Origin of the sequence: Caballeronia sp. INML1 (genome assembly GCF_023631085.1) — a bacterium.
Classification (GTDB): domain Bacteria; phylum Pseudomonadota; class Gammaproteobacteria; order Burkholderiales; family Burkholderiaceae; genus Caballeronia; species Caballeronia turbans.
On record NZ_JALQDT010000051.1, the window covers coordinates 456,869 to 480,238 of the forward strand.

Here is a 23,370-nt window from a genome sequence, read left to right on the forward strand (position 1 = left end):
CGCGGTCCGATAATTGCTTCGCGCTCTTCGCATGGCCTGTTGCTTCAGCCACCGGAGAGTGCGATGTCCCCCACCCTGAATAAAGTCGCGCGCTTTGAGGATCTTTCCATCGAGCGCGGCACACGCGTATGCGTCAAAGCCGGCGACGACGCGAAGGAAATCCCCATCCTGCTCGTGCGCGACGGCGACGACGTGCGCGCCTATACCGCGCAATGTCCCCATGCGGGCGGCCCGCTCGATGAAGGCGCGATCTGCAACGGGCGCATTGTGTGTCCCTGGCACAAGGGCACGTTCGAGGTGCGCGACGGCAGTCTCGTCGAGCCGCCGCCGCTGAAAGCGTTGACACGCTACGAAGCCACGATAAGGGACGGCGACGTGTACGTGTCCGCGCAAGCCATCGACAGCGGTGACGTCTCGAAGAAGCAGACGAACGCGAGCCGGACCATGCTCGTCGTCGGCGCGGGCGCAGCGGGCGCGGCCGCATGCTCGGCGCTGCGCGAAGCGGGCTTCGACGGACGCATCGTGCTTGCAGGCGACGACGCGCGCGAGCCCTACGATCGCACGTCGCTCAGCAAGTTCACACTCGCAGGCGACATGCCGCCCGATGAAGTCCCGCCGCTGCTCGACGACGATTTCTTCGCGAAGCACGATATCGAACGCATCGAATCGCAGGCCGTTCGTCTCGATCCGAAGGAGAAGCGCGCCGAGCTCGCGAACGGACAGAAGATCGAATACGAAGCTGCGCTCGTGTGCACCGGCGGCGTTCCGAAGCCACTCGATATTCCCGGCGCAGAACTCGAGCATGTGCATCTGCTGCGCACGCGCGAGGATGCACGCGCGATTCTCGCATCGCTCGAAGGATGCAAGCACGTGGTGATCGTGGGGGCGAGTTTCATCGGGCTGGAAGTGGCTTCGTGTCTGAGGAAGCGCGAAATCGACGTGACCGTCGTCGCGCCGGGGAAGACGCCGTTTGCCAGGCAGTTCGGCGAGCGCATCGGCGAGATGTTCAGATCGTTGCACGAAAAGAACGGCGTGACGTTTCATATGAATGCGCGCATCAGCGCATTCGCAGGCGATGGTGCAGTCAGCGAAGTGATCCTCGATTCGGGCGGCAAGGTCGCGGCCGATGTCGTCATCGCGGGCACGGGCGTCGAGCCGGCGACGTCGTTTCTGTCGGGCCTCGCGCTCGCGGACGATGGAGGCGTCGACGTCGACGCAACCATGCTCGCCGCGCCCGCGTTATACGCCGCCGGCGATATCGCGCGCTTTCCCCTGCCGCGCTCGGATCAGCGACTGCGCATCGAGCACTGGCGCGTGGCGCAACAACATGCGCGTGTCGCCGCCTACAACATGGCGGGCAGCGCGCGGGAATATGTCGGCGTGCCCTACTTCTGGACGTTCCACTACGAGAAGACCTTCGACTATCTCGGGCATGTCGAGAAGCCGGATAGCATTAAAATAGACGGCGATCTCGATGCGCAGCATTTCATTGCCTACCTGATGAAAGACGGACGCGTGGGCGCGGTGATCGCATGCAAACACGAAACCGCGGTATGCCGTCTCGCCGAAGCGATGCGCGAGCCGCTCACGCTCGATGACGCGCGGCGCGTCGCGAACGCTTGAGAAACCGACATGGCCACGAAGCAGCCCGGCGTCGAACCGGATCAGGCTCCCGAGTCGCTGGACGAATGCCGCCGCTGCGCGCTCTGGGAACATGCGACGCAAGCGGTCCCCGGCAAAGGCCCGCGTCACGCGCCGATCATGATCGTCGGCGAGCAGCCCGGCGATCAGGAGGACTTGCAGGGCAAGCCTTTCGTCGGGCCGGCGGGCGCGATGCTCGATCGTGCGCTCGAAGAAGCCGGCGTCGCACGCAGGGAGGTCTACGTGACGAATGCCGTGAAGCACTTCAAGTGGGAGCCGCGCGGCAAGCGGCGATTGCACAAGACACCCGCGCAGCGCGAGATCGACGCATGCCGCTATTGGCTCGATCGCGAGACGGGTGATGTCGGGCCGAAGGTGATCGTCGCGCTCGGCTCGACCGCGCTCAAGTCCGTGATGCGCGATTCGAAAGCGACATTGCAGGCGTCGATGGGACAGGCGATCGAGCACGAAGGCCATGCAATCGTCGCGACCTATCACCCTTCGTTCGCGTTGCGGGCGCCCGATCCCGAAACGCGCGAGCGCGCCTACGTGGCTATCGTCGACGCGTTGCGCGAGGCGCATAGACTCGCCACGCATCATCGGAAAGAGCGTTGAGGTATGACTATGGCAACGAGCAAAACCCCATCGAAGAAGACAAGCAGCGGCAAGCGGCCCAGCACGCGGCAAAGGCATTCGCTCGGGAGTGCCCGCAAGAAGCCGGCGCGTTCCACGCATCGCTGGTCACATCATGTGATGGAAACGAGCGATGCAATGGATATTCAGCGCGATATCTTCAAGACAGGCAATGCGCAGGAAATCGCGGATTCGCTCAAACGGTCATCGACACGCAGTACGCGACGCAAAGGCTCGCCGTTTCAATCGGCCATGTCGATGCTCAACTTCTATATCAATCGCGCGGGACGCAATCTGCCCAAGTCGCGCAAGAGCACGCTCGAGCGCGCAAAAAAACGTCTGCGCGAGGCATTCGGACGCAAGCCCTGAAAAAGAGGCCCGAAAACGATCGCGCGCGGCCTCGTCGAAACGAAACCGCGCGCATTGCTTCCTGCCACTTCTCCAGAACGATCAAGGTTGCCGCTGGCCGCCCTGATGCTGCGGCAACGGCTGGTTCTGCTGCCGCTGACCGGATTGCTGATCCTGTTGCGGCTGCCCCGGCGATTTTTCCTGTTGGCCATGCTGCCGGTGTGACGGGTTCGATTGATTGGGCGTAGACGGCTGATTGCCCGTTTGCTTTTGATTTCCGCTCATAAAAGCCCTCCTGGCTGTGTCATCGCGCATCGAAGACGCGTAATGACGTTGCAGTGGTGAAAGCCGCGGCTCGCGCCGCATCGACATTCGAGCATCACGCGTACCAGACACGGCAGCCGCGCGTACGAAGGTGGCGCGGCGCGATGTACGCTGCGGGCGTGCAAAAACTGCCAGACGAATGCAAGCCTTGCAAGGTCATGAGGAACGGCGCTTGCTGCCGCTACGCATGACGCAACCCCAAGGAGACATCGATGGCTCAGGAACCCCCTCTCAATCCCGGCGATGAAGCCGAACCCGGCACGCCTGGCACGGGCGAAGATCTCTGTCCGGACTGTAACGGCTCGGGCAAGCTCGACGGCGCCGACTGCGAGACCTGCGGCGGCACGGGCAAAGTGACGCAAGGCATCGGCGGCGGCTGAACCGGACGTTCGACTCGTCAGGAGCGCAGGTTTGAAAACGAAAACAAAGCTACTTATGCGAGCGACGGCGCTCGCCTTGATGATCGCGAGCGGCGCGGCCACCGCCGATACCACCGCCGGCGATTACGCGCAGGGGTTCGGCCCGAATCCGACGCTGCCCGCGCCGCACAAATCGATGATGCCCACGGTCAACATCGCGCCCGCGAGGCCGTGGGCGCAAGGACAGAAGCCCATTCCCGCCGCGGGCTTCGACGTCACCGCCTTTGCCGCGGGCCTCGATCATCCGCGCTGGGTCGCGACCTTGCCCAATGGCGACGTGCTCGTTGCCGAAAGCAACGCACCCGCCCAGCACGACGAACACGCCGGCATCAAGGGTTTCGTGATGAAAAAGGTGCAGAAACGCGCCGGCGCCGGCGTGGAAAGTCCGGATCGCATCATGCTGCTGCGCGATGCCGACGGCGATGGCGTCGCCGAAACACGCACCGTGTTCATCGACAAACTGCATTCGCCCTTCGGCATGGCGCTCGTCGGCGATGAACTCTATGTTGCGGATACCGATGCGATCCTGCGCTTCAAGTACGAAAACGGCGCGACGCAAATCTCGACGCCCGGCGAGAAGTTCATGGACTTGCCAGCGGGCGAAATCAATCATCACTGGACCAAGAACATCCTCGCGAGCCGCGACGGCAAGAAGCTGTATGTGACGGTCGGTTCGAACAGCAACGCGGCGGAGAACGGCATCGACGCCGAGAACGGCCGCGCGGCGATCATGGAAGTGGATATCGAATCGAAACAGGCGCGTCTGTTCGCAACGGGCTTGCGCAATCCGAACGGCATGTCGTGGCAGCCGCAGAGCGGCGCGCTGTGGACGGTCGTGAACGAGCGCGACGAACTCGGCAACGAACTCGTGCCGGACTATCTGACGTCGGTAAGGGATGGCGCGTTTTATGGCTGGCCATACAGCTATTACGGCCAGCATGTCGATGACCGCGTGAAGCCGCAGCGCGCGGATCTCGTGCAATCGTCGATCGTGCCCGACTATGCGCTCGGCGCGCACACGGCTTCGCTCGGGCTCGCGTTCTACGACGGCAACGCGTTTCCGGAGCGTTATCGCAACGGGGCGTTCATCGGTCAGCACGGGTCGTGGAATCGCAAGCCGAGAAGCGGCTACAAGGTCATCTTCGTGCCGTTCGACAACGGCAAGCCTTCGGGTCCGCCCGAAGATGTCCTGACGGGCTTTCTATCGTCGGATGGCCATGCGCTCGGGCGGCCTGTCGGCGTCGCGGTGGATCGCAAAGGCGCGTTGCTCGTCGCCGACGATGTAGGCAACACGGTATGGCGGGTCGCGCCCGCCACGAAGTGAATGGCCGCGAAGAAGCCGACTCGGGAAGCAAAGAGCTATTTTGCGCTCGCGGAACGGCAGATCGTTGGTCTCTATGACGCAGGTGTGATGTCGCCTGCCGTATTGCATCACGTGGTTGCGGCTTATGCGGATAGCGGCATCGACTGGAACGAGGATGCCGCGCTGCGAACCGTGGATGGCCATTCCGTGCACGAAGCCGTGGTGCTCGTCATGATGCCGGGGCGCGCGCTGAAGAATGCGAGGAAGGACTTCATGTCGGTCGTCGCGCATCTTGCGGGCGGCGAATCGTCGTCGGCAGACGACGAAGAACCGAAAGCGGAAGACGACGAAGACCTGCTCAGTCAGCTAGGCGGCGATACGTCATCGCGTTCCAAGACCCGTCCCGCCAAGAAAAGCGAACAAGCACCGGAGCCGAAGCGCGCGGCCTTCAATCCGCTCGTCGGCGCGCGTGCCGTACCGGGGCACGACAAGCGCTGAACGCGTTCAGTGCGGGACGCCCGGCGCGATCAGATCGAGCAGATCGTCCATGTCGAATGGCTTTGCGAGGATCGGCACACCGAGATGCTTCGCGCGCTCCAGTTCGTCGGCGTAGCCCGTCATCAGCACGAGCTTTTGCGAAGGAAGACGCTTGATGATCTGCTCGGCCAGATCGATGCCGTTCATGCGGCCAGGCATCTGCACATCGGACAGCACGAGGTCGAAGCCATAGCCTTCGCCCAACAGCGCGAACGCGGCATCCGCGCTTTCCTCGTGATGCACCGTGCAGCCGAACACTTCGAGCACCGCCCTCACGCCCGCCGCGACATCCGCGTTGTCCTCGACGAGCAGCACCGTGGTGCCGCGCAGCGGCTCTCCCTCGTCGTCCGTCGCGGGTACGAGCGGCGGCGTCGTTACATCGGGTGGCACGCATGCCTTGGACGCCTCGGGCATCGGCCCATGATGACGCGGCAGATAGAGCCGCACCGTCGTGCCGGAGCCCGTCACGCTCGTGATGCGCGCGGTGCCTCCCGCCTGCTCGCACGCGGCGAGCACCTGCGTGAGGCCGAGACCGGCGCCCGCGCCGCGCTGCTTCGTCGTGAAAAGCGGCTCGAACGCGCGCCGCCGGACTTGCTCGGTCATGCCTTCGCCGTTATCGGTGATCGAGACGAGCACGTACTCACCATCCGGAATATCCGTTTCCGCGCCGCGCACGCGGGCATTCTGGCAGCGGATCAGCACGCGTCCGCCATGCGGCATGGCATCGCTCGCATTCACCGCGATATTCACGAGCGCAAGCTCCAGCTCGACCGGATCGGCCATCACGTTCCACAGATCGGGCGACAGCTCCAGCGTCACCATGACGGACGGATGCACCGATTTCTTCACCAGATCGAGCACGTTTCGCAGCCAGGCGCCCGGATCGATCAATTCCTGCCTGAGCGGCTGCTTGCGCGCGACGCTCATGAGCCGCCGCGCGAGCGACTCGGCGCCGGCGGTGGCGCGCTCCACCGCGAGCACTTCGCTTTCGACGTCGTTGAAGCGCTTGCGCCGTGCGAGCTCCATGTTCGCTCCGACCACCATCAGCAAATTGTTGAAGTCGTGCGCGACGTTGGCGACGAGATTGCCGAGCGCGCCCATGCGCCGCAGTTGCCGGCGCGACGCCTCGATGGAAAGGCGCGTCGCGACTTCGGCCTGCCATCGCTCCCATGCGGCCTGTTCGGCATCGAGCCGGCGAATCGAGAACGCAATCAGCAGCCACACCGCGATGCACGGCAACAGCGCGATCGCCGCGACGAGCGCGAGATTGTCGCGCCAGCGCTTTTCAACCACGGATGTCGCGTAGCCCGCCGATACATAGAGCGGCGAGTCGCCCACGCGCCTGAAGGCGAGCAGCCGATCGACGTGATCGATGCTCGAGCGCATGCGCATGCTGCCGTAGAGTTCGTTGTTGCGAAACGCGCGCGTAAAGCCCGTATTGGTTGCCGGTTGCGTGCTGCCGGCGCTCTCCGGAAAGCGGGCGAGGACGCTGCCGTCGCGGCGATACAGCCCGATGACGAGCGCGCGATCGCCCGCCGCGATCTCGCGATAAAAATCGGTGAAATAGCCGCGCTTCAACGCGATCGACACGACGCCGAGAAACTGCCCGTTGCGCGCGATGCGGCCCATCGTCGTCGTGAACACATCTGAACTCGCCACCTTGCCGCGCAACGGCAGCGAGAAGTACGTGACGGGCGCGACGGCACGCGCGGACCGGAAATCGTCGCGCTCCGCAATCGACACGGCCGGCGCCGGATACCAGCGGCTATTCGCGAGCAGCGCGCCGTTTTCGCCGAAGACGGAAATCGCGGCGATCTGCGCGAGCGTGCCGCTCATGTCGTCGAGCGTGCGGTGCAGACCTTCCTCGCGGCGCTTGATGAGCGCGTCGTCGCTGTCGCCGAGCAGATCGACGATGCGCGTCTCCAGTTGCTGATTCAGGTCGATCACTTTCAGCGCATGCTCGTCTGCAATGCGCGTGAGGCGCTCGATCAGTTCCTGTGCTTCAGCAAAGCGACGCTGATGATCGTAATAGCCATAAATGCAAAGGCACGCGAGCGGGATCACGATGGACGCGCCCAGCACGAGCAGTAGCATCCTTCGCATCGATGCGAAATTGCGCACGGGCAGCGGCAGATCGAATGTCGCGGTCTCTGTGGAGTCCAAGCGATGCGCCTCCGAGGGAATCGACCGGTATATCCTACCCGGCGCGCGCTGGAAGCGATATGAGGAATAAAGACCGTGCCGGACCTGGCATGCTCTTTTGGCGCGGCGAGTGCGTCGATCGCACTCGCCTTCCTGCCGTCATTCGATGCGACGCATCACGATGCGAGCGCCGCCTGTGACCTCCGATAGCGCGTGAAAGCGCTGGCTGCTCTCCGCGTCACCCCGCCATTTCCCGATCCGGCGTTGCCGAGATGCGATGAATCGCGAGATCGGCGCCATTGAATTCTTCTTCGCGATCGAGCCGCAACCCGACCGTCGCCTTGATCGCGCCATACACCGCCGCGCCGCCCGCGAGCGCGAGCGCCACCGCACCGACCGTGCCGATGACCTGCGACCACATCGACACACCGCCGATGCCGCCGAAGCCCTTCTGCCCGAAGACGCCCGCGGCGATTCCGCCCCACGCGCCGCACATGCCGTGCAGCGGCCACACGCCGAGCACATCGTCGATGCGCCAGCGGTTCTGCACGCACGTGAACATCTGCACGAAGAGCACGCCCGCCACCGCGCCGACGATCAGCGCGCCAAGCGGATGCATGAGGTCCGAGCCCGCGCACACCGCGACCAGACCCGCGAGCGGGCCGTTGTAGGTGAAGCCCGGATCGTTGCGGCCGGCGAACCACGCGGCAAGCGTGCCGCCGACCATCGCCATCAGCGAGTTGACCGCCACGAGGCCGCTGATCTTGTCGACCGTCTGCGCGCTCATCACGTTGAAGCCGAACCAGCCGACCGCGAGCACCCATGCACCGAGCGCGAGGAACGGAATGCTCGAGGGCGGATGCGCGGCGATGCGTCCATCCTTGTGATAGCGCCCGTGACGCGGCCCGAGCAGCAGCACCGCCGGCAGCGCGACCCAGCCGCCGAACGCATGGACCACGACCGAGCCGGCGAAGTCGTGAAACGGCGCGCCGAATGCCTGCGTCAACCAGCCCTGAATGCCGAAGCGCTCGTTCCACGCCACCCCTTCGAGCAACGGATAAACGAAGCCGACGATCACGCAAGTCGCGAACAGTTGCGGATTGAACTTCGAGCGCTCGGCGATGCCGCCCGACACGATCGCCGGAATCGCGGCGGCGAAGGTCAGCAGGAAGAAGAAGCGCACCAGCGCGTAGCCGTTGTGCTCGGCGAGGATATCGGCGCTGTGCATGAACTGCACGCCATACGCGATGTTGTAGCCGATGAAGAAATACGCGAGCGTCGAAACCGCGAAGTCCACGAGGATTTTCACGAGTGCATTCACCTGATTCTCGCGGCGCACGGTTCCGAGTTCGAGAAAGGCGAAGCCCGCGTGCATCGCAAGCACCATTGCGGCGCCCAGCAGCAGAAAAAGAGTGTTGGTTCCGGATTGGAGTGCCTGCATGTTTTTCAACGGTCGTCTGAAAGAGGCGCTGGTTTTGCAAGTTCCGGGCCAAGTTGGCGCAAACAGCATCGGAACGGTGCGCAATGGGCGTTGGCGCGGTAAAGCGTGGTGCAACGTGCGCCGCGAATGGTCATTTCGCATCGCTCGAACTTGGTGCAATGCTCCGTCGTGTTGCATCTCATGCACCGGATATGCGCCAGATATTTCATCACGACAGCTTTTAGCATGGTGAACGAAAGCATTTCACGTGGCGCACCGATGCGTCGTGCCGCGAGTATCCTGACGTGTGTAGCCGCGAAAAACTGGAGCCGTCGATGTCTTCTCACATCGAGTATCTGGGCGAGCATGTGCGCATGGAACCGCACGCGCTCGATCCGCGAGTCGTCACGGTCGTGCTCGACCGTGCCGAGCGGCGTAACGCGGTGGATCGCCACATCGCGGATGCGCTGCGCCAAGCGTTCGAGCGCTTCGACGCCGACGATGCGCTGCGAGTCGCCGTGCTGTGGGGCGCGGGCGGCACGTTCTGCGCAGGCGCCGATCTCTCCGCACTCGAGGACGACGCGCGCCGCAACGAGATCCATTCCGACGGCAGCGGCCCCGGCCCGATGGGACCGACGCGGCTCGCGCTGAACAAACCCGTGATCGCGGCGATCGCGGGACATGCGGTCGCGGGCGGGCTCGAACTGGCGGCGTGGTGCGATTTGCGCGTCGTCGAGGAACACGCGGTGCTCGGCGTGTTCTGCAGGCGCGTGGGTGTGCCGCTCATCGACGGCGGCACGATCCGGCTGCCGCGTCTCATCGGCATGTCGCGTGCGCTCGATCTGATCCTCACCGGACGAGCGGTCGACGCGACGGAAGCGCTTGCCTTCGGCCTTGCGAATCGCATTGCGCCGCAGGGCGAAGCGCGCGGCGTGGCGGAAGCGCTTGCGTGCGAACTGGCCGCGTTGCCGCAGGCCGCATTGCGTGCGGACCTGCGCTCGGTGCACGAGAACGCGTTCGACGCCGACATCGCCCGGGCATTGCAGCGAGAAGGCGCGAACGGATATCGCTCGATATTCGATGAAGGTCTCGACGGCGCGTCGCGTTTTCTCTCGCGCGCGTCGAGTCCGAAAGGACAGGCAACATGAACTCAGTATTCGAGAACCGCAGAGCCGCGGGCCGCGCGCTCGCGCAGCATCTCGGCGCTTATCACGGCCGCGCCGACGTCACCGTGCTCGCGCTGCCGCGCGGCGGCGTGCCGGTTGCGTATGAAGTGGCGCGCGCGCTCGGCGCGCCGCTCGACGTGCTCGTCGTGCGCAAGCTCGGCGTGCCGGTGCAACCCGAACTCGCGATGGGCGCGATCGCATCCGGCGATGCTTTCTATCTCGACGAGCGCATCGTGCAATACGCGGGGGTCGCGAAGGACGATCTCGAACGCGTGATCGCGAAAGAACGCGCCGAGCTTGCCCGGCGCGAGAAGCTGTATCGCGGCTCGCAGCCGCCGCTCGATGTCGAAGGACGCGTCGCGATCATCGTCGATGACGGCATGGCGACCGGCGCGACGATGAAGGCCGCGGCGATGTCCCTGCGTCATGCGCATCCGTCGAAGATCGTCGCGGCGCTGCCGGTGGCGCCGCTCGATTCCGAAGCGCGCGTGGACGAAGTGGTCGATGAATTCGTCTGCGTGCTGCGCCCGCATCAGTATTACGGCGTCGGGCAGTTCTATATCGACTTCGATCAGACAAGCGACGACGAAGTGCGCGAGCTGCTCGACGCCGCGCGCAAGGCCGCCTAGCGCATCCAGGGCGCGTCGTGCGCTTCCTGCGTCTTGCCGTACTTCACGCGCGCGGTCTTCAAGACTGATTTATCGATGACGCCTTCGTCCACGAGCGACTTCAACGCGGCGATGACGATCGACACGCGATCCACTTCGAAGAACGCGCGCAATGCCTGCCGCGTGTCGCTACGGCCGAAGCCATCCGTGCCGAGCGTGACATAGCGGCGCGGCACGTAGGCGCGAATGAGTTCCGGCACCGCGCGCACGTAATCGGTCGCCGCGATCACGGGACCACGCGATCCTTCGAGCGCACGCGTGACGAACGGCGTGTTCACATCGTCGTCGCTCAGGCGGGCAAGACGTTCGGATGACGCGCCGTCGCGATGCAATTCGGTATAACTCGTCACGCTCCACACGGCGGCGTCGATGTTCCAGTCGTCCTCGAGCATCGTGCGCGCAGCGATCGCTTCGTTGAGAATCGCGCCGGAACCGAGCAATTGAACCTGGGCTTCGGCTGCGTCGCCGCCGATGCGATAGATGCCGCGCAGAATCCCTTCGCGCGTTTCTTCATCCAGTGAGCCGCCGGGCGCGGAAGGCTGTGCGTAATTCTCGTTGGTCACGGTGACGTAATAGAACACGTCGTTCTGGCGCTCCATCATGTCTTTCATGCCTTCATCGACGATCGCGGCGACTTCATAAGCGAACGCCGGATCGTAGGCGCGGCAGTTCGGAATCGTCGAAGCCGCGAGATGGCTCGTGCCGTCCTGGTGCTGCAGGCCTTCGCCGCCGAGCGTCGTACGCCCCGCCGTCGCGCCGATGAGAAAGCCGCGCGAGCGCTGGTCCGCCGCCGCGAAAATCAGATCGCCGATGCGCTGAAAGCCGAACATCGAGTAGTAGATGTAGAACGGCAGCATCGGCAGATCGTGCACGCTGTAGGACGTCGCCGCCGCGATCCACGACGACACCGCGCCCGCCTCCGAGATGCCTTCTTCGAGAATCTGCCCGCGCGTGTCTTCCCGGTAGTAGAGCATGGAGCCCATGTCCTCCGGCTCGTACAACTGGCCGAGCGGCGAATAGATGCCCACTTGCCTGAAGAGATTCGCCATGCCGAAGGTGCGCGCCTCGTCCGCGACCACCGGCACGACGCGCTGCCCGATGGTCTTGTCCTTCAACAGGCTGCCGAGCATGCGCACGAAGGCCATCGTCGTCGACATCTCCTTGCCGGATGCGTCGAGCGCGAATTGGCCCCACGAATCGAGCGCGGGCGGCGCAATGCCTTGCGATGCCTTCGCGCGACGGCGCGGCAGATAACCGCCCAAAGCCGCGCGGCGCTCATGCAGATAGCGCATCTCGGGTGCGCTGTCCGCAGGCTTGTAGAACCTGACTTGTTCGACGTCTTCATCCGAGAGCGGCAAACGGAAGCGATCGCGAAACTGCTTGAGATCGTCGAGATCGAGCTTCTTCTGCTGATGCGTCGTCATGCGGCCCTGTCCCACCGTGCCCATGCCGAAACCTTTCATCGTCTTGGCGAGAATCACGGTCGGCTGGCCCTTATGCGACAGCGCTTTCGCATAAGCAGCGTGCAGCTTGCGTACATCGTGGCCGCCACGGCGCAAGCGGTCGATATCTTCATCCGACATATGCGCGACGAGTGCCGCGAGTTCCGGATTCTGGCCGAAGAAGCGCTCGCGGTTATAACGGCCGTCGTTCGCCGAGAAGGTCTGGAACTGACCATCGACGGTATGCGCGAAGGCGCGCAGCAAGGCATTCGTGCGATCGCGCGCGAACAGGCCATCCCAGTCCGATCCCCACAGCACCTTGATCACGTTCCAGCCCGCGCCGGTAAACTGCGCTTCGAGTTCATCGACGATGCGTCCGTTGCTGCGCACGGGACCGTCGAGCCGCTGCAAGTTGCAATTGATGACGAACACGAGGTTATCGAGTTGTTCGCGCGCCGCGAGCGACAGCGCGCCGATCGATTCAGGCTCGTCCATTTCGCCGTCGCCGAAGAAGCCCCACACCTTGCGCCCTTCCGTGCGCAGCAGATTGCGGTTTTGCAAATAGCGCATGAAGCGCGCTTGATAAATCGAGTTGATCGGGCCGATGCCCATCGAGCCCGTCGGAAATTGCCAGAAGTCGGGCATCAGCCATGGATGCGGATACGAGCACAAACCCGGTCCCTCGATCTCGCGCCGATAGTGCTTCAGATGTTCTTCGTTGAGAAAGCCTTCGAGATAAGCGCGTGCATACACACCCGGCGACGAATGCGGCTGGAAATAGACGATATCGCCGCCGTTGTTCGCATCGGCCGCTTTGAAGAAGTGATTGAAGCCGACTTCGAACAAATCCGCCGCCGACGCATAGCTCGCGATATGGCCGCCCAGTTCGCCGTATGCGCGATTCGCGCGCACGACCATCGCGAGCGCATTCCAGCGCAGCACGGCGGCGAGTCTTTCTTCGATGTCGAGATTGCCGGGATAAGGTGGCTGCTGCGATACGGGAATCGTGTTCGTGTAGGGCGTCGCGCGCGCCCGCGCCGATTCGATGCCCACCGACAGCGCGTGCTCCGCGAGCCTGTCGAAAAGATATTGCGCCCGTTCCCGCCCGACATGCGCGACGACGGCATCGAGTGCCTCCAGCCATTCTGCGGTTTCGCCGGGATCGATGTCCTCACGTCCCTTGGCAAGAGAAAGAAGCTGGTTGGTTCCGCTCGATAAGTCGGTCATGGTGCGACTCCGCTGTGGCTGAAAGATGATTCAAGCATATCCATTGACGCGCAGAATGTGCGTCTTATTTGGCTGCGGCCGCGCTTTGCGGTAGTGTGTTTATTCTTCCAGAATGCCAAAAACCGGAATCTTTCGACTATGACGGCCAGTGTGAAGCAACGGCTCGACCGCACCGACATCGGAATATTGAATCAGCTTCAGCAAAACGCGCGCATCACCAATTCGGAACTCGCGCACGCGGTGAATCTTTCGCCGACGCCCTGCTTCAACCGCGTGCGCGCGCTGGAAAAAGCCGGGCTCTTCAAGCAGCACGTGACGTTGCTCAATCCCGAAGCGCTCGGGCTTTCCATCAATGTTTTCATTCAGGTGAGTCTGGAAAAGCAGATCAAGGATGCGCTCGCGCGTTTCGAGCAGGCGATCAGCGAGCGCCCCGAAGTGATGGAGTGTTATCTGATGACGGGCGACGCCGATTACCTGTTGCGCGTCGTCCTGCCCGACGTGGCCGCGCTCGAGCGCTTCATTCTGGAGCGGCTCACGAAAATGCCGGGCGTTTCGAACATTCGTTCGAGCTTCGCGCTCAAACAGGTGCGTTACAAGACCGCGCTGCCGCTGCCCGCATCCGGGCTTACCCTGCCCGATCAGAACTCCGACGAAGCAGAATGGACCTGATCGTTACGCAATGAGCGATCGACCCGCGATTACTGGCGCGATCATCGTCGACCCGATTTTCACGCTCCATTGCTGAACTAGAATGGGTTGAACCGGCGCGGCCTCGCGCCGGATCACCGGTCGCGCGCGGAGGATGACATGCCGACTTATCAATACCGTTGTCAGGATTGCGGCGAAAACTTCGAGCACGCGGAGCACATCGCCGAGCATGCGACGGTGCAGCTCAAATGCCCCAAGTGCGGCAGCGAGAAAGTCGCGCACGCGCCCGCACCGTTCGTCGCGAAGACCACCAAGAAAAGCTGATCCTCACGCCGCGCGGAAGCGGAGCTCGTGTGATGGCAGTCCGCCCAGACGCTGCGCGACGTGATCGATGAACGCGCGCAGTCGCGGCGCTTCGTGACGGCTCGGCGGCCAGAGAATCTGGAACACGCCTTCCGTACGCATATGCGCGCCGAGCACCGCCCGCAGCAAGCCGGCTTCCAGCGCGCTCTTCGCGACGAAATCCGGCACGCATGCGAGGCCTAAGCCCGAGATGCAGGCGGCGAGCACCGCTTCCATGTCGTTGAATGCGAGCGTCGCGTGCGGATCGATGGCGAAGGTGTGATCGTCGCGCGCGAAACGCCAGGGCTCGGACCGGCCGCTCGTCGGAGAACGGAAACGGATGCACGCATGGCCTTCGAGATCAGTCGGCGTCACCGGCTCGCCGTGTCCCGCGAAATAGGCGGGCGAGCCGACCACCACCGGCCCGTATTGCGCGAGCGGCCGTGCGAGCAACTGCGAATCGGCGAGACGTCCCGTGCGGATCACGGCGTCATAGCCTTCCTGCGTGACATCGACGACGCGATCGCTGAAATCGATATCCAGTTCGATGTCCGGATAACGCCGCCTGAAGTCGGGCACGAGCGGCATCAGGAGCCGGCTGCCGAGCGACGGCGCGCTGATGCGCAACCGGCCGCGCGGCGAAGAGGTCGAATGGAACAGTTCGTTCTCCGCTTCTTCCAGATCGGCGAGCATGCGTTTGCAACGTGCGAAGAAGCGCGCGCCTTCGTGCGTGAGTCCTATTCTGCGCGTCGTGCGATTGAGCAGTTGCACGCCGAGCTTCGCTTCGAGCCGCATCACGCTCTTGCCGACCGCCGACGCCGAGAGCCCGAGCGCGCGCCCCGCCGCCACGAAACTGCCGGACTCCGCCGCACGCACGAAGGCGACCATGCCGGAGAGACTTTCTGTCGAAGGAGGCGCGCCTGGTGAACTCCGGGCAAGAGATCCATGCGGAGCCTGCGATGGAACGGTCGTCATATTCATGATCTGGCGAGAAGTGAGGCGCGACGGAATGCGCCTGTCTCCTGCATGAACGTCCGCCACGCTGTTTTATTCCCGAAATTGCGTGCGGCGGACGCCTACCAGACGAAGGGCACGAGCCGAAAGCGCACGCGTTGCGCATAATCGGCATAGCCTTCGAGATGCGCGACGAGCTCGCGCTCCTCCATCACCGTGCGCCAGACGAGCCCCGCGAGCAGCAGCATGGAGCACGCGAGGCCCCACCACGAGCCGAGCACGAGCGCGCTCGCCGGGATCATGATGCAGGCAGCCGCATAGAGCGGATGACGAACGACCGCATACGGCCCGTTCGAAATGACACGATGCCCGCGCTCCGTCTGAATCCTCACGACCGGCGCGAGGAACGTGTTCGCGAGAAACACGCGCGCGACGAGCCAGAACGACACGGCCACGAGCGCAGCGCCGGCCGACGCGAGCCAGAGCGGCATGACGGACCAGCGAAAGCGCACGGCGTCGAAACCCATCAATACGAGCCACGCGCACCACAGCGCGCCCATCACGACGAGAAACACCTTGTCCCAAAGCGGCTGGCCGGGCTGCATCGGTGAGCGCATGCGTTCGGCTAGCAATGCGGGGTCGCGCCGCGCGATGAGCACGGTGACCGCGCCGCCGCCGCCGAACATCAGGAGTATCCACGCCCAGCCCGCGCCCCATTCGAGCGTGCCCGCCGCACCGAACAGCAGCGCGATGAACACCGCCGCTTCGACGATGGTTGCAATCGCAACTTTCGACGTGACGGGCATGGCGCGATGGTCTGTTCGTGCCGGGTCAGCCGTTCAATTCCTCGTGCAGCGCGACATATTCCTGCGCGAGCTTGTGACGCGGTTCGAGATAGATCATCGGGCGCGCGTGCTGATGGCTCTCGCGGATTTTCACGGAGAGCGACAGATGCGAATTGAGCACGGGCAGATCCTCGCCGCGCAGTTCGTCGACGAGTTGCTGCGGCAGGCTCGCGCGCGGCTGGAACTGATTGATGACGATGCCTTCGACGCTCAAGTCGGGATTGTGATCGTGACGAATTTCCTGCACGTTATCGAGCACCGAATAGAGCGCGCGACGCGAGAAGTCGTCGCAATCGAACGGGATCAGGCAGCGCTCTACCGCGATCAGCGCCGAGCGCGTGAAGAAGTTCAGCGCGGGCGGCGTGTCGATATAGACGGCGTCGTACTGTTGCAGCCCCTTTAGCGCGTCGCGCAGCTTGTAGATCTTGTAGCGCGATTCGAGCTTGCTTTGCAGCCCCTCGAGATTCGGATGCGACGGCACGATGTCGAGATTGTCGAACGGCGTCGAATGGATGAAAGATTCGAACGCCGGCTCGCGAAAACTATAGCTCAATGCCGATTCGAAGAAGCTCGCGAGATTCGGCTGGGCGTCGCGGGCTTCGGCGCCGAGCAGGTACTGGCTCGCGTTGCCTTGTGGATCGAGGTCGATGACCAGTGTGCGCAGGCCGCGGGAGGCGCTGATCGCGGCGAGATTGCAAACGATGGTGGACTTGCCAACGCCACCCTTTTGATTGAAGACCACACGGCGCATCGGGTTTTTCATCCTGGGTTTATGAACGCTCGTTTTTTTATGCGTTCTGTCTGTCTGGTAGATCGGTTCCCGGGATGTGATCTTAGCGCATCAAAATGACGGAGCTTTCGGGTTTGTTTACCTACTGCCGGATCCGGTTGCCCAGGCGACTTCCGGCGACCGCATGCTGTCGAATTCGACCGTCACCTCAGCGCCAGCGAAGCGTTTCCAATGCTGTCCGGGCTGAACGGAACTCCGCCGAGTTCTACGATGAAGCGCGTGGCGCCTTCAAAGCAGATCGTTGCCTTACGCTGGATCGACAGAGATCAAGGAAACGCAGGAATCGTAGGATCGGCCCCTTCGACATCCGCCTCCGGATGATGACTCTTCACGAGCGCCTCGATCTCCTCGACGCGATCCTTCGGCACATCCACCATCATCAGCAATTCGCCTTCTTCGATCGCATGCTCGAAGCGCCGCAAGCGCGTATTCGGAATGCCGACGCCGATCATCGTCGCGGCCCATGCGCCGAAGCCCATGCTCGCGAGCGTCATGCAAACGACTGCGCCGCCGGCAATCGTCAAACCCGCGGGCGGAAACGCCATTGCCACAAGTCCAGCGAGCGCGCCCGTCACGCCGCCGGCAGCCGTTCCGCGCGCGAGTGCGGGCAACAAATCCGTGCGTTGAACGAGTGTCGCCTGCGGCAAGTCCTCAAGCGGCTCGTGAGCCCGCGCGAGCACATGAATATGCCGCCATTCGATTCGCTTGAGCAGCAGTTCGTCGATGATCCCCTTTGCGCTCGCCACACTGGGGAGCAAAAAATAGATGCGCCTCATCTCGCACCTCCCTATCGGATCGTCATAAATCCAATATAGACGACGCGCACGAGAACGCTTTGCGGCACGCGTGAAGGCTTACGTTTTTCAAACGCTCGAACGAATGCGTGCGCCGCTCTCCTCGAAGAAATAGATGCGCTCGCGATTCACGCGCACACCCGCAGCCCCGCCGATCTCGCCCGCGAACGTATTCGGCACCTTCACGACCACCTGCTGCTCACCGACGTTCATCGTGACGAGCGAATGATCGCCGATCAGTTCGACCGAATAGATGCGCCCCTCCAGTTCGCCTTCGCCTTGCGCCACGAGCGAGCATTCTTCGGGGCGTACGCCGAGCGTCGCCTGGCCTTCATGACGAACCGCCGTCGCGAGCGAGATACCGGGCGCATCGAAGCGCCCTTGCGCGAGCTTGCCGCGCAGGAAATTCATCGGCGGGGAACCAATGAAACCCGCGACGAACAGATTCGCCGGGTCCGAATAGATGCGCGCGGGCGTATCGAGTTGCTGCAGCGCGCCCTTGTCGAGGACGGCGACGCGGTGCGCGAGCGTCATCGCTTCGATCTGATCGTGCGTGACATAAATCGTCGTGATGCCGAGTTCGTGCTGCATGTGCTTGAGTTCCGCGCGCATATGGCCGCGCAGCTTGGCATCGAGATTGGAAAGCGGCTCGTCCATCAGGAACGCGGCGGGCCGCCGCACGATCGCGCGCGCGAGCGCCACGCGCTGACGCTGTCCACCGGACAGCTGCCGCGGAAAACGCGACAGCAACGGCGCCAGTTGCACGCTTGCGGCCACTTCGCGCACGGCGGCATCGATCTCGCTTTTCGGGCGCTTTCGCACGATGAGCGGATACGCGATGTTCTCGAACACCGTCTTGTGCGGATAGAGCGCATACGACTGGAACACCATCGCCACATCGCGGTCTCGCGGCAACTGGTGCGTGACATCGGTATCGCCGACGAACACCGCGCCTTCCGTCGCCGACTCGAGTCCCGCGACGATGCGCAGCGCCGTCGTCTTGCCGCAGCCCGATTCGCCGAGCAGCACGAGGAATTCGCCCGCCTGCACGTCGAGCGACAGATCGCGCAGCACGCGCGTGTCGCCGAACGTCTTGCCGACGCTTCTCAACGACACGCTCTTCGACTGGCGCGCCGCCGCGATCTTCGTCAGGCGGGCGTCGTCGACCTTCACCGCCTCGCTTTCCATGACCGTCATCCTTTCACGGCTCCTACGAGAATGCCCCGCACGATGAAGCGCTGCAGCGTAAGCGTCAGCAGCATCACCGGCAGGATCATGATGAGTATCAGCACCGACATGTTCCACCATTGCGGGCCGCGCGTCGCGTTCTGCGCGGCGACGAGCAACGGCATCGTCTGGGCCTTCGCGGTCGTCAGAAAGAGCGCGAACAGGTACTCGTTCCACGAGAGGATCAGCACGAGCAGACCCGTTGCGACGAGACCCGGCGCGACGAGGGGCAGCACGATGCCGAAGAGTATCGAGAAGCGCGTCGCGCCGTCGATCTGCGCACTCTCTTCGATCTCGCGCGGAACGCCGTCGAAGAAATCGAACATCAGCCATACGACGATCGGCAGGTTCGCTGTCGCATACGTGATGATGAGCGCGAGATGCGTGTCGAGCAGGCCGACGTCCTTGAAGGTGAGATAGATCGGGATCACCGTGACGACGGGCGGCAGAATGCGCTGCGATACGACCCAGAAGAGAATGTCGTCGTTGTTCAGATGCTTGCGCGCGCGCCGCACGATCGGGCGCAATACGAGGAAGAACAACGCGAGCGCGACGGCCAGCGCGATGCGCAGATCGACATGCCCCCACGCGACCGCCGCGATCAGCAATGCGATCAGCAGGATGCCAAGGCCCACCGCCGCAACCGGCGGCCGATACTCGATGCGCGCGAGCGCATACGCCGCCATCGATCCGAGAAACACCGAAGCCGCCGTGCCACAGGTCGCGACGATCAGCGAATTCATATAAGGGCGATACGTGTCCGGCCCGAGATCGACGAAGATGTAATGCCACGCATCCAGATGCGGCTCGAAGTCGACGAAGGGAATGTAGAGCGGTCCCGTCGATACATCCACCGGCAGCTTGAACGACGTGATCGCCATCCAGTAAAGCGGAAACAGCACGACGAGCGACCAGAATCCGAGCAATAGATACGCGATCGCCTTGGCGCCGATCGGCAACTCATCCAGACGCGCGGGCACGAACCAGCGTTTCAACGCGCTCATCACTGATCTCCCCGCGCGCGCCGCACGACGAACTGAAAGAAGGACACGCATGCGATCGTCGAGACGAAGAACAGCATGTACGCCACCGCCGAAGCGCCGCCGAGATTCAACGCGCGCCATTCGATGAACGCGTGCAGCGTCATCGATTCGGTCGCGATGCCCGGACCGCCATTCGTCAGCACGTTGGGCAAGTCGACGATCTTGAACGCTTCGATCAGACGGATCAGCACCGCGCTCGCGGCGACAGGCGCAATGGACGGCCACGTGACATCGCGGAACACGCGCCACGCCGATGCGCCGTCGAGCTGCGCCGCTTCGATCTGCTCGCGCGAGGTGCCTTCGAGCGCGGCGAGCATCACGAGGAACATGAAGGGCACCCATTGCCACGTATCGCCGATAACGACGACGAGCCGCGCGAGCCACGGGTCCGCCGCCCACGCGATCTGGCCGAGGCCGAGCCATGACCATACCGGCGCGAGCGGTCCGATGGACGTATCGGCCATCATGCGGAACATGTACGCGATGCCGACGGGCGTCACCATGAGCGGCAGGAAGAACAGAAGGCGAAAGAAGCGCCCGCCCTGGAGCGGCAGCGTGCACAGATAGGCAAGCCCGAGCCCGACGAAAAATTGCAGCGCAACGCCGAGGACGACATAAAAGATCGTCACCATCAGGCTGCCGAGCGCGCCGCCGCCGCCGAGCGTGTTCGCCGCGAGCCACACGAGCGCTAGAAACGCGGATGCGCTGATCGATCGGCCGAGCGTGCCCATGATCGAGCGGCCGTCGCTTCTGAAGTAGCGATAAAACCACACGATCACCGCCAGCACGGCGATCACGATAGTTGCAATGCTAACTATCCCCGGCGCGCGGAACACGCCGGTGAAGTGATATTGCTGGCTGCCGGAAAAGAGCCGCACGTAGTTGCGCAGGCCCGTGAAGGTCAGTTGATAACCGCCCTCGCCCAGCTCGAAACGCGTGAGCGAAAGATAGGCCGACGTCACGAGCGGAAAGATCGAGAACGCGAGAATCAGCAGCACGGTAGGCAGCACGAAGACGAACGGCGCCTGCCGGTCGAGCCAGTTGGCGACGCGCGCGCGCGAGCCGGGCTCGTTCGCGGCCACGGACGATGCATGCGACGGCGTATTCATCGAGTCTCCATTGCGAAGCGAGCGCGTCACGAACGAACGCGCCCGCCTTCGTCATCACTTCGCGCCGATCGACGCCTTGTACGCGCGCAACTGGGCGTCCTTGCCGAGATCGTCGGTGATCTCGCTCCAGCCGCTGTCGATGGCCTTCATCGTCGCGTCCGCATCGATTTCGCCGGCGACGAAGCGCGCGACCGCCGTATCGAGCACGACCTGCTCATAGCGCTGATTCTGCGGAATGCGCAGATCGATGATCATGTTCGGGCTTTGCAGGCTCTGCTGGATTGCGCCGAGATACGACTTCGCCGCCGCGTCGCTCATGCCGGCCTTCTTCCATGCCGACATATCCGTGAATTGCGAACGCCGATACGGATTGAAGCCCGACGCGCCGATGGTCACGTCGACGTTCGATTGCGCCGGCTGGCTCATGAACGACAGGAACGCATAAGCGGCGTCCTTCACCTTCGGCTTCGCCTTTGCGTTGATGCCGCCCGACCAGCCGCCGAAAGCCGCAAACGGTGCATGATTCACGCCGTCGATCGCATAGGGACATGTGGTCTTGTCGCACGGCACGAGTTTGCCGGTATCGCGATCGACCACCTTGCGCGAGCCGGGCAGAATCACCGCGCCGACCTTGTCGATCACCTTCGACTGCTTCGGATCGATCGCCAGCACGCCGATGTCGCCCCAGTCGAGCGTCAATGCGCAATGTCCGGAGATGAACGCGCTGCGCGTGTCGCCGACATCGAGGTTGATTTCGTTGGGCGGTCCGTAAGTCGTCGATTCCTTGTAGATGCGCAATGCTTCCTTGAAGCCGTCGTTGTTCACGAGCGACTTGAAGTTGCGCGGATCGAAGAACGCGCCTTGCGCGGTGCCCTTCGATTGCAGATAACCGCCCGCGATGGAGATGATCGCCCAATACGCTTGCGCGTTACGTTTCTTGGAGATGCACGAACCCGCGACCGGCTTGCCGTCGCCGCCGAAGACCTTGCCGTTCGCGGCTTTTGCTATATCGAGGTAATCGTCCCAGGTTTTCGGCGGCTGCTTGCCGAGCTGCTGAAGAATGTCCGTGCGGTAGTAGACCATCTGGAAGTCGCCATCGAGCGCGACGAGATAGGTCTTGCCGTTGTACTTCTGCGAGAAGTCGACGAAGAACGGCATCACGTCGTCTTCCTTCAATGCCTTGTCATTCGCGACACGCTGCGTGAGGTCTTCGAGGAAGGCGCCTTTCGTGTAATCGACCATCCATTGCGGCGCGAAGACCGCCGCATCGACAGAATTCGTGCCCGAGGCCCAATCCGTCAAAAGCTTCTGATAAAGATCAGAGAACGGCACCGTCAACACGTTCACCTTCGCACCCGTCAGCTTCTCGAACTCGGGCGCGCGGCGTTGCAGCGGCTCGGCGATCTGCGGACCGACGAACGTCATCACGTTGACGGTCACGCCCTTGAAGTCCTCGGCCGCCATTGCCGGTGATGCACCCAGGCACGCCGCCGCGAGCGCCGCCACGGCGCCCACTTGCTTGAACAGGTTCATTGTGTGTCTCCTCCATTGCGGTTGACCACATGTGTCGCTTGTCTTTCTTGTCTCCTACTCCCTGAACAGGTCCGGTCTTTCAGCGGAAAAGCGCCGCAATTCCGCGACGACTTCATCCAGGTGATCGTGCATCGCGCGCGCGGCGGCATCGCCATCGCGTGCGCGAATCGCGCCGGCGATGCGTGTATGCTCGGCGAGCGTATGCGCGTGGCGCTCGGGACTCGCCATCAGACGGCGCGCACGATCGAGCGCATTGCGCGACGCCGCCACGATCTCTTTCACGCGCGGCAAGTTGATCGCATCGAGCAGCAGTTCATGAAATGCGAGATCAAGCAAATGGAACTCGCGCCGCAGGCCTTGCTGCACTGCGTCGGCCTCGCGCTCGAGGTTGGCGTCGAGCGCATCGAGGGTGGCTGCATCACATGCGGCGGCCAGCGTGCGCACGGTTTCCACTTCGAGCGCGCTGCGAATGAAGAGATGCTGACGTATGTCGTGCATGACGATGGGCATGACGCGTGTGCCGCGCTGCGGCAAGACTTCGACGAGCCCCACAGCCGCGAGCTTGGCCAGTGCCGACGAAACCGGGAAGCGCGACACGCCCATGCGCTCGCATACCGCGAGCTTGTCGATCATCATGCCGGGCTCCATCGCCAGGTTGACGATGGCCGCGCGCAGTGCCTCCTCGACTGCGTCGGTGAGGCTGCCGCGCTCTGAACCGTGCAATCGGGGCAACGCGCGGTAAGGGTCGGCGGCAAGACTGTTTTCATTCGTCGATGAGCTCACGCCGCCCTTGATTTCGCACTAACATGCTAGCA

22 protein-coding genes are annotated in these 23,370 nt (G+C 63.3%); 10 read left to right on the forward strand and 12 right to left on the reverse strand.

Annotation, left to right across the window (positions count from 1 at the left end; all coding sequences use genetic code 11):
* The first annotated feature begins 63 nt into the window (after positions 1-63).
* The 6 genes from NCR38_RS18285 to NCR38_RS18310 all read left to right on the forward strand — a co-directional run bounded on the left by NCR38_RS18285 (position 64) and on the right by NCR38_RS18310 (position 5,166).
* Positions 64-1,623, forward strand: a complete 1,560-nt coding sequence (locus NCR38_RS18285; RefSeq protein WP_250477447.1) for an FAD-dependent oxidoreductase — start codon at positions 64-66, stop codon at positions 1,621-1,623.
* Between the two features lie 9 nt (positions 1,624-1,632).
* Positions 1,633-2,256 carry a UdgX family uracil-DNA binding protein gene (locus NCR38_RS18290; RefSeq protein ID WP_061118103.1) on the forward strand — a complete coding sequence of 208 codons (624 nt, stop codon included), beginning with the start codon at positions 1,633-1,635 and terminating at the stop codon, positions 2,254-2,256.
* A gap of 9 nt (positions 2,257-2,265) precedes the next feature.
* Entirely contained in the window at positions 2,266-2,643 is a 378-nt protein-coding gene (locus NCR38_RS18295) for a DUF3175 domain-containing protein (protein WP_061118102.1), read from the forward strand.
* Positions 2,644-3,158: 515 nt separating this feature from the next.
* The gene (locus NCR38_RS18300; protein WP_250477448.1) at positions 3,159-3,326 is read left to right on the forward strand and encodes a hypothetical protein; all 168 of its coding nucleotides are present in this window, start codon (positions 3,159-3,161) and stop codon (positions 3,324-3,326) included.
* Positions 3,327-3,381: 55 nt separating this feature from the next.
* Entirely contained in the window at positions 3,382-4,689 is a 1,308-nt protein-coding gene (locus tag NCR38_RS18305) for a sorbosone dehydrogenase family protein (RefSeq protein ID WP_086961014.1), read from the forward strand.
* A complete protein-coding gene (locus NCR38_RS18310) occupies positions 4,690-5,166 on the forward strand; it encodes a hypothetical protein (protein WP_061118101.1) in 477 nt (158 codons plus the stop codon). It abuts the gene before it with no gap.
* A 6-nt stretch (positions 5,167-5,172) separates the two neighbouring features.
* Here the strand turns inward: NCR38_RS18310 and NCR38_RS18315 are convergent, their stop codons facing one another.
* Both NCR38_RS18315 and NCR38_RS18320 read right to left on the reverse strand, forming a co-directional pair.
* Positions 5,173-7,368, reverse strand: coding sequence for a hybrid sensor histidine kinase/response regulator (locus tag NCR38_RS18315; protein ID WP_061118100.1), 2,196 nt, complete (start codon positions 7,366-7,368; stop codon positions 5,173-5,175).
* A 217-nt stretch (positions 7,369-7,585) separates the two neighbouring features.
* Positions 7,586-8,788, reverse strand: coding sequence for an ammonium transporter (locus NCR38_RS18320; protein WP_061118099.1), 1,203 nt, complete (start codon positions 8,786-8,788; stop codon positions 7,586-7,588).
* 314 nt (positions 8,789-9,102) lie between these two features.
* Between NCR38_RS18320 and NCR38_RS18325 the strand changes: the two genes are divergently transcribed.
* Complete coding sequence (locus NCR38_RS18325) at positions 9,103-9,915, forward strand: crotonase/enoyl-CoA hydratase family protein (RefSeq protein ID WP_061118098.1); 813 nt, start codon at positions 9,103-9,105, stop codon at positions 9,913-9,915.
* Positions 9,912-10,562 carry a phosphoribosyltransferase gene (locus tag NCR38_RS18330; RefSeq protein ID WP_061118097.1) on the forward strand — a complete coding sequence of 217 codons (651 nt, stop codon included), beginning with the start codon at positions 9,912-9,914 and terminating at the stop codon, positions 10,560-10,562. The genes NCR38_RS18325 and NCR38_RS18330 overlap by 4 nt, the downstream gene beginning before the upstream one ends.
* Here NCR38_RS18330 and mdeB read toward each other — a convergent pair.
* Positions 10,559-13,270: an alpha-ketoglutarate dehydrogenase gene (gene mdeB, locus NCR38_RS18335; RefSeq protein WP_061118096.1), complete on the reverse strand. Its 2,712-nt coding sequence runs from the start codon at positions 13,268-13,270 to the stop codon at positions 10,559-10,561. The genes NCR38_RS18330 and mdeB overlap by 4 nt on opposite strands.
* Positions 13,271-13,408: 138 nt before the next feature.
* On the opposite strand from mdeB, the gene NCR38_RS18340 reads away from it, so the two are divergent.
* Complete coding sequence (locus tag NCR38_RS18340; protein ID WP_061118095.1) at positions 13,409-13,939, forward strand: Lrp/AsnC family transcriptional regulator; 531 nt, start codon at positions 13,409-13,411, stop codon at positions 13,937-13,939.
* Between the two features lie 138 nt (positions 13,940-14,077).
* A complete protein-coding gene (locus NCR38_RS18345) occupies positions 14,078-14,242 on the forward strand; it encodes an FmdB family zinc ribbon protein (RefSeq protein ID WP_061118154.1) in 165 nt (54 codons plus the stop codon).
* A 3-nt stretch (positions 14,243-14,245) separates the two neighbouring features.
* On the opposite strand, the gene NCR38_RS18350 is transcribed toward NCR38_RS18345, so the two are convergent.
* From NCR38_RS18350 to NCR38_RS18390, 9 genes are all read right to left on the reverse strand, one after another.
* Positions 14,246-15,148 carry a LysR family transcriptional regulator gene (locus tag NCR38_RS18350; protein WP_250477449.1) on the reverse strand — a complete coding sequence of 301 codons (903 nt, stop codon included), beginning with the start codon at positions 15,146-15,148 and terminating at the stop codon, positions 14,246-14,248.
* A 188-nt stretch (positions 15,149-15,336) separates the two neighbouring features.
* On the reverse strand, positions 15,337-16,020 hold the full coding sequence (locus NCR38_RS18355; protein WP_061118093.1) for an isoprenylcysteine carboxylmethyltransferase family protein: 684 nt from the start codon (positions 16,018-16,020) through the stop codon (positions 15,337-15,339).
* Between the two features lie 25 nt (positions 16,021-16,045).
* Complete coding sequence (locus NCR38_RS18360; RefSeq protein WP_061118153.1) at positions 16,046-16,810, reverse strand: ParA family protein; 765 nt, start codon at positions 16,808-16,810, stop codon at positions 16,046-16,048.
* A gap of 305 nt (positions 16,811-17,115) precedes the next feature.
* On the reverse strand, positions 17,116-17,625 hold the full coding sequence (locus tag NCR38_RS18365; protein WP_061118092.1) for a hypothetical protein: 510 nt from the start codon (positions 17,623-17,625) through the stop codon (positions 17,116-17,118).
* An 87-nt stretch (positions 17,626-17,712) separates the two neighbouring features.
* Entirely contained in the window at positions 17,713-18,831 is a 1,119-nt protein-coding gene (locus tag NCR38_RS18370; RefSeq protein WP_284502293.1) for an ABC transporter ATP-binding protein, read from the reverse strand.
* 5 nt (positions 18,832-18,836) lie between these two features.
* On the reverse strand, positions 18,837-19,874 hold the full coding sequence (locus NCR38_RS18375; RefSeq protein ID WP_061118091.1) for a carbohydrate ABC transporter permease: 1,038 nt from the start codon (positions 19,872-19,874) through the stop codon (positions 18,837-18,839).
* Positions 19,874-21,022 (reverse strand): carbohydrate ABC transporter permease, encoded by a 1,149-nt coding sequence (locus NCR38_RS18380; protein ID WP_061118090.1) that lies wholly within the window; start codon positions 21,020-21,022, stop codon positions 19,874-19,876. Before NCR38_RS18380 ends, NCR38_RS18375 begins: the two co-directional genes overlap by 1 nt.
* 54 nt (positions 21,023-21,076) lie before the next feature.
* A complete protein-coding gene (locus NCR38_RS18385) occupies positions 21,077-22,555 on the reverse strand; it encodes an extracellular solute-binding protein (RefSeq protein WP_061118089.1) in 1,479 nt (492 codons plus the stop codon).
* Between the two features lie 54 nt (positions 22,556-22,609).
* Positions 22,610-23,338 carry a GntR family transcriptional regulator gene (locus NCR38_RS18390; RefSeq protein ID WP_250477450.1) on the reverse strand — a complete coding sequence of 243 codons (729 nt, stop codon included), beginning with the start codon at positions 23,336-23,338 and terminating at the stop codon, positions 22,610-22,612.
* Between the last annotated feature and the right edge of the window lie 32 nt (positions 23,339-23,370).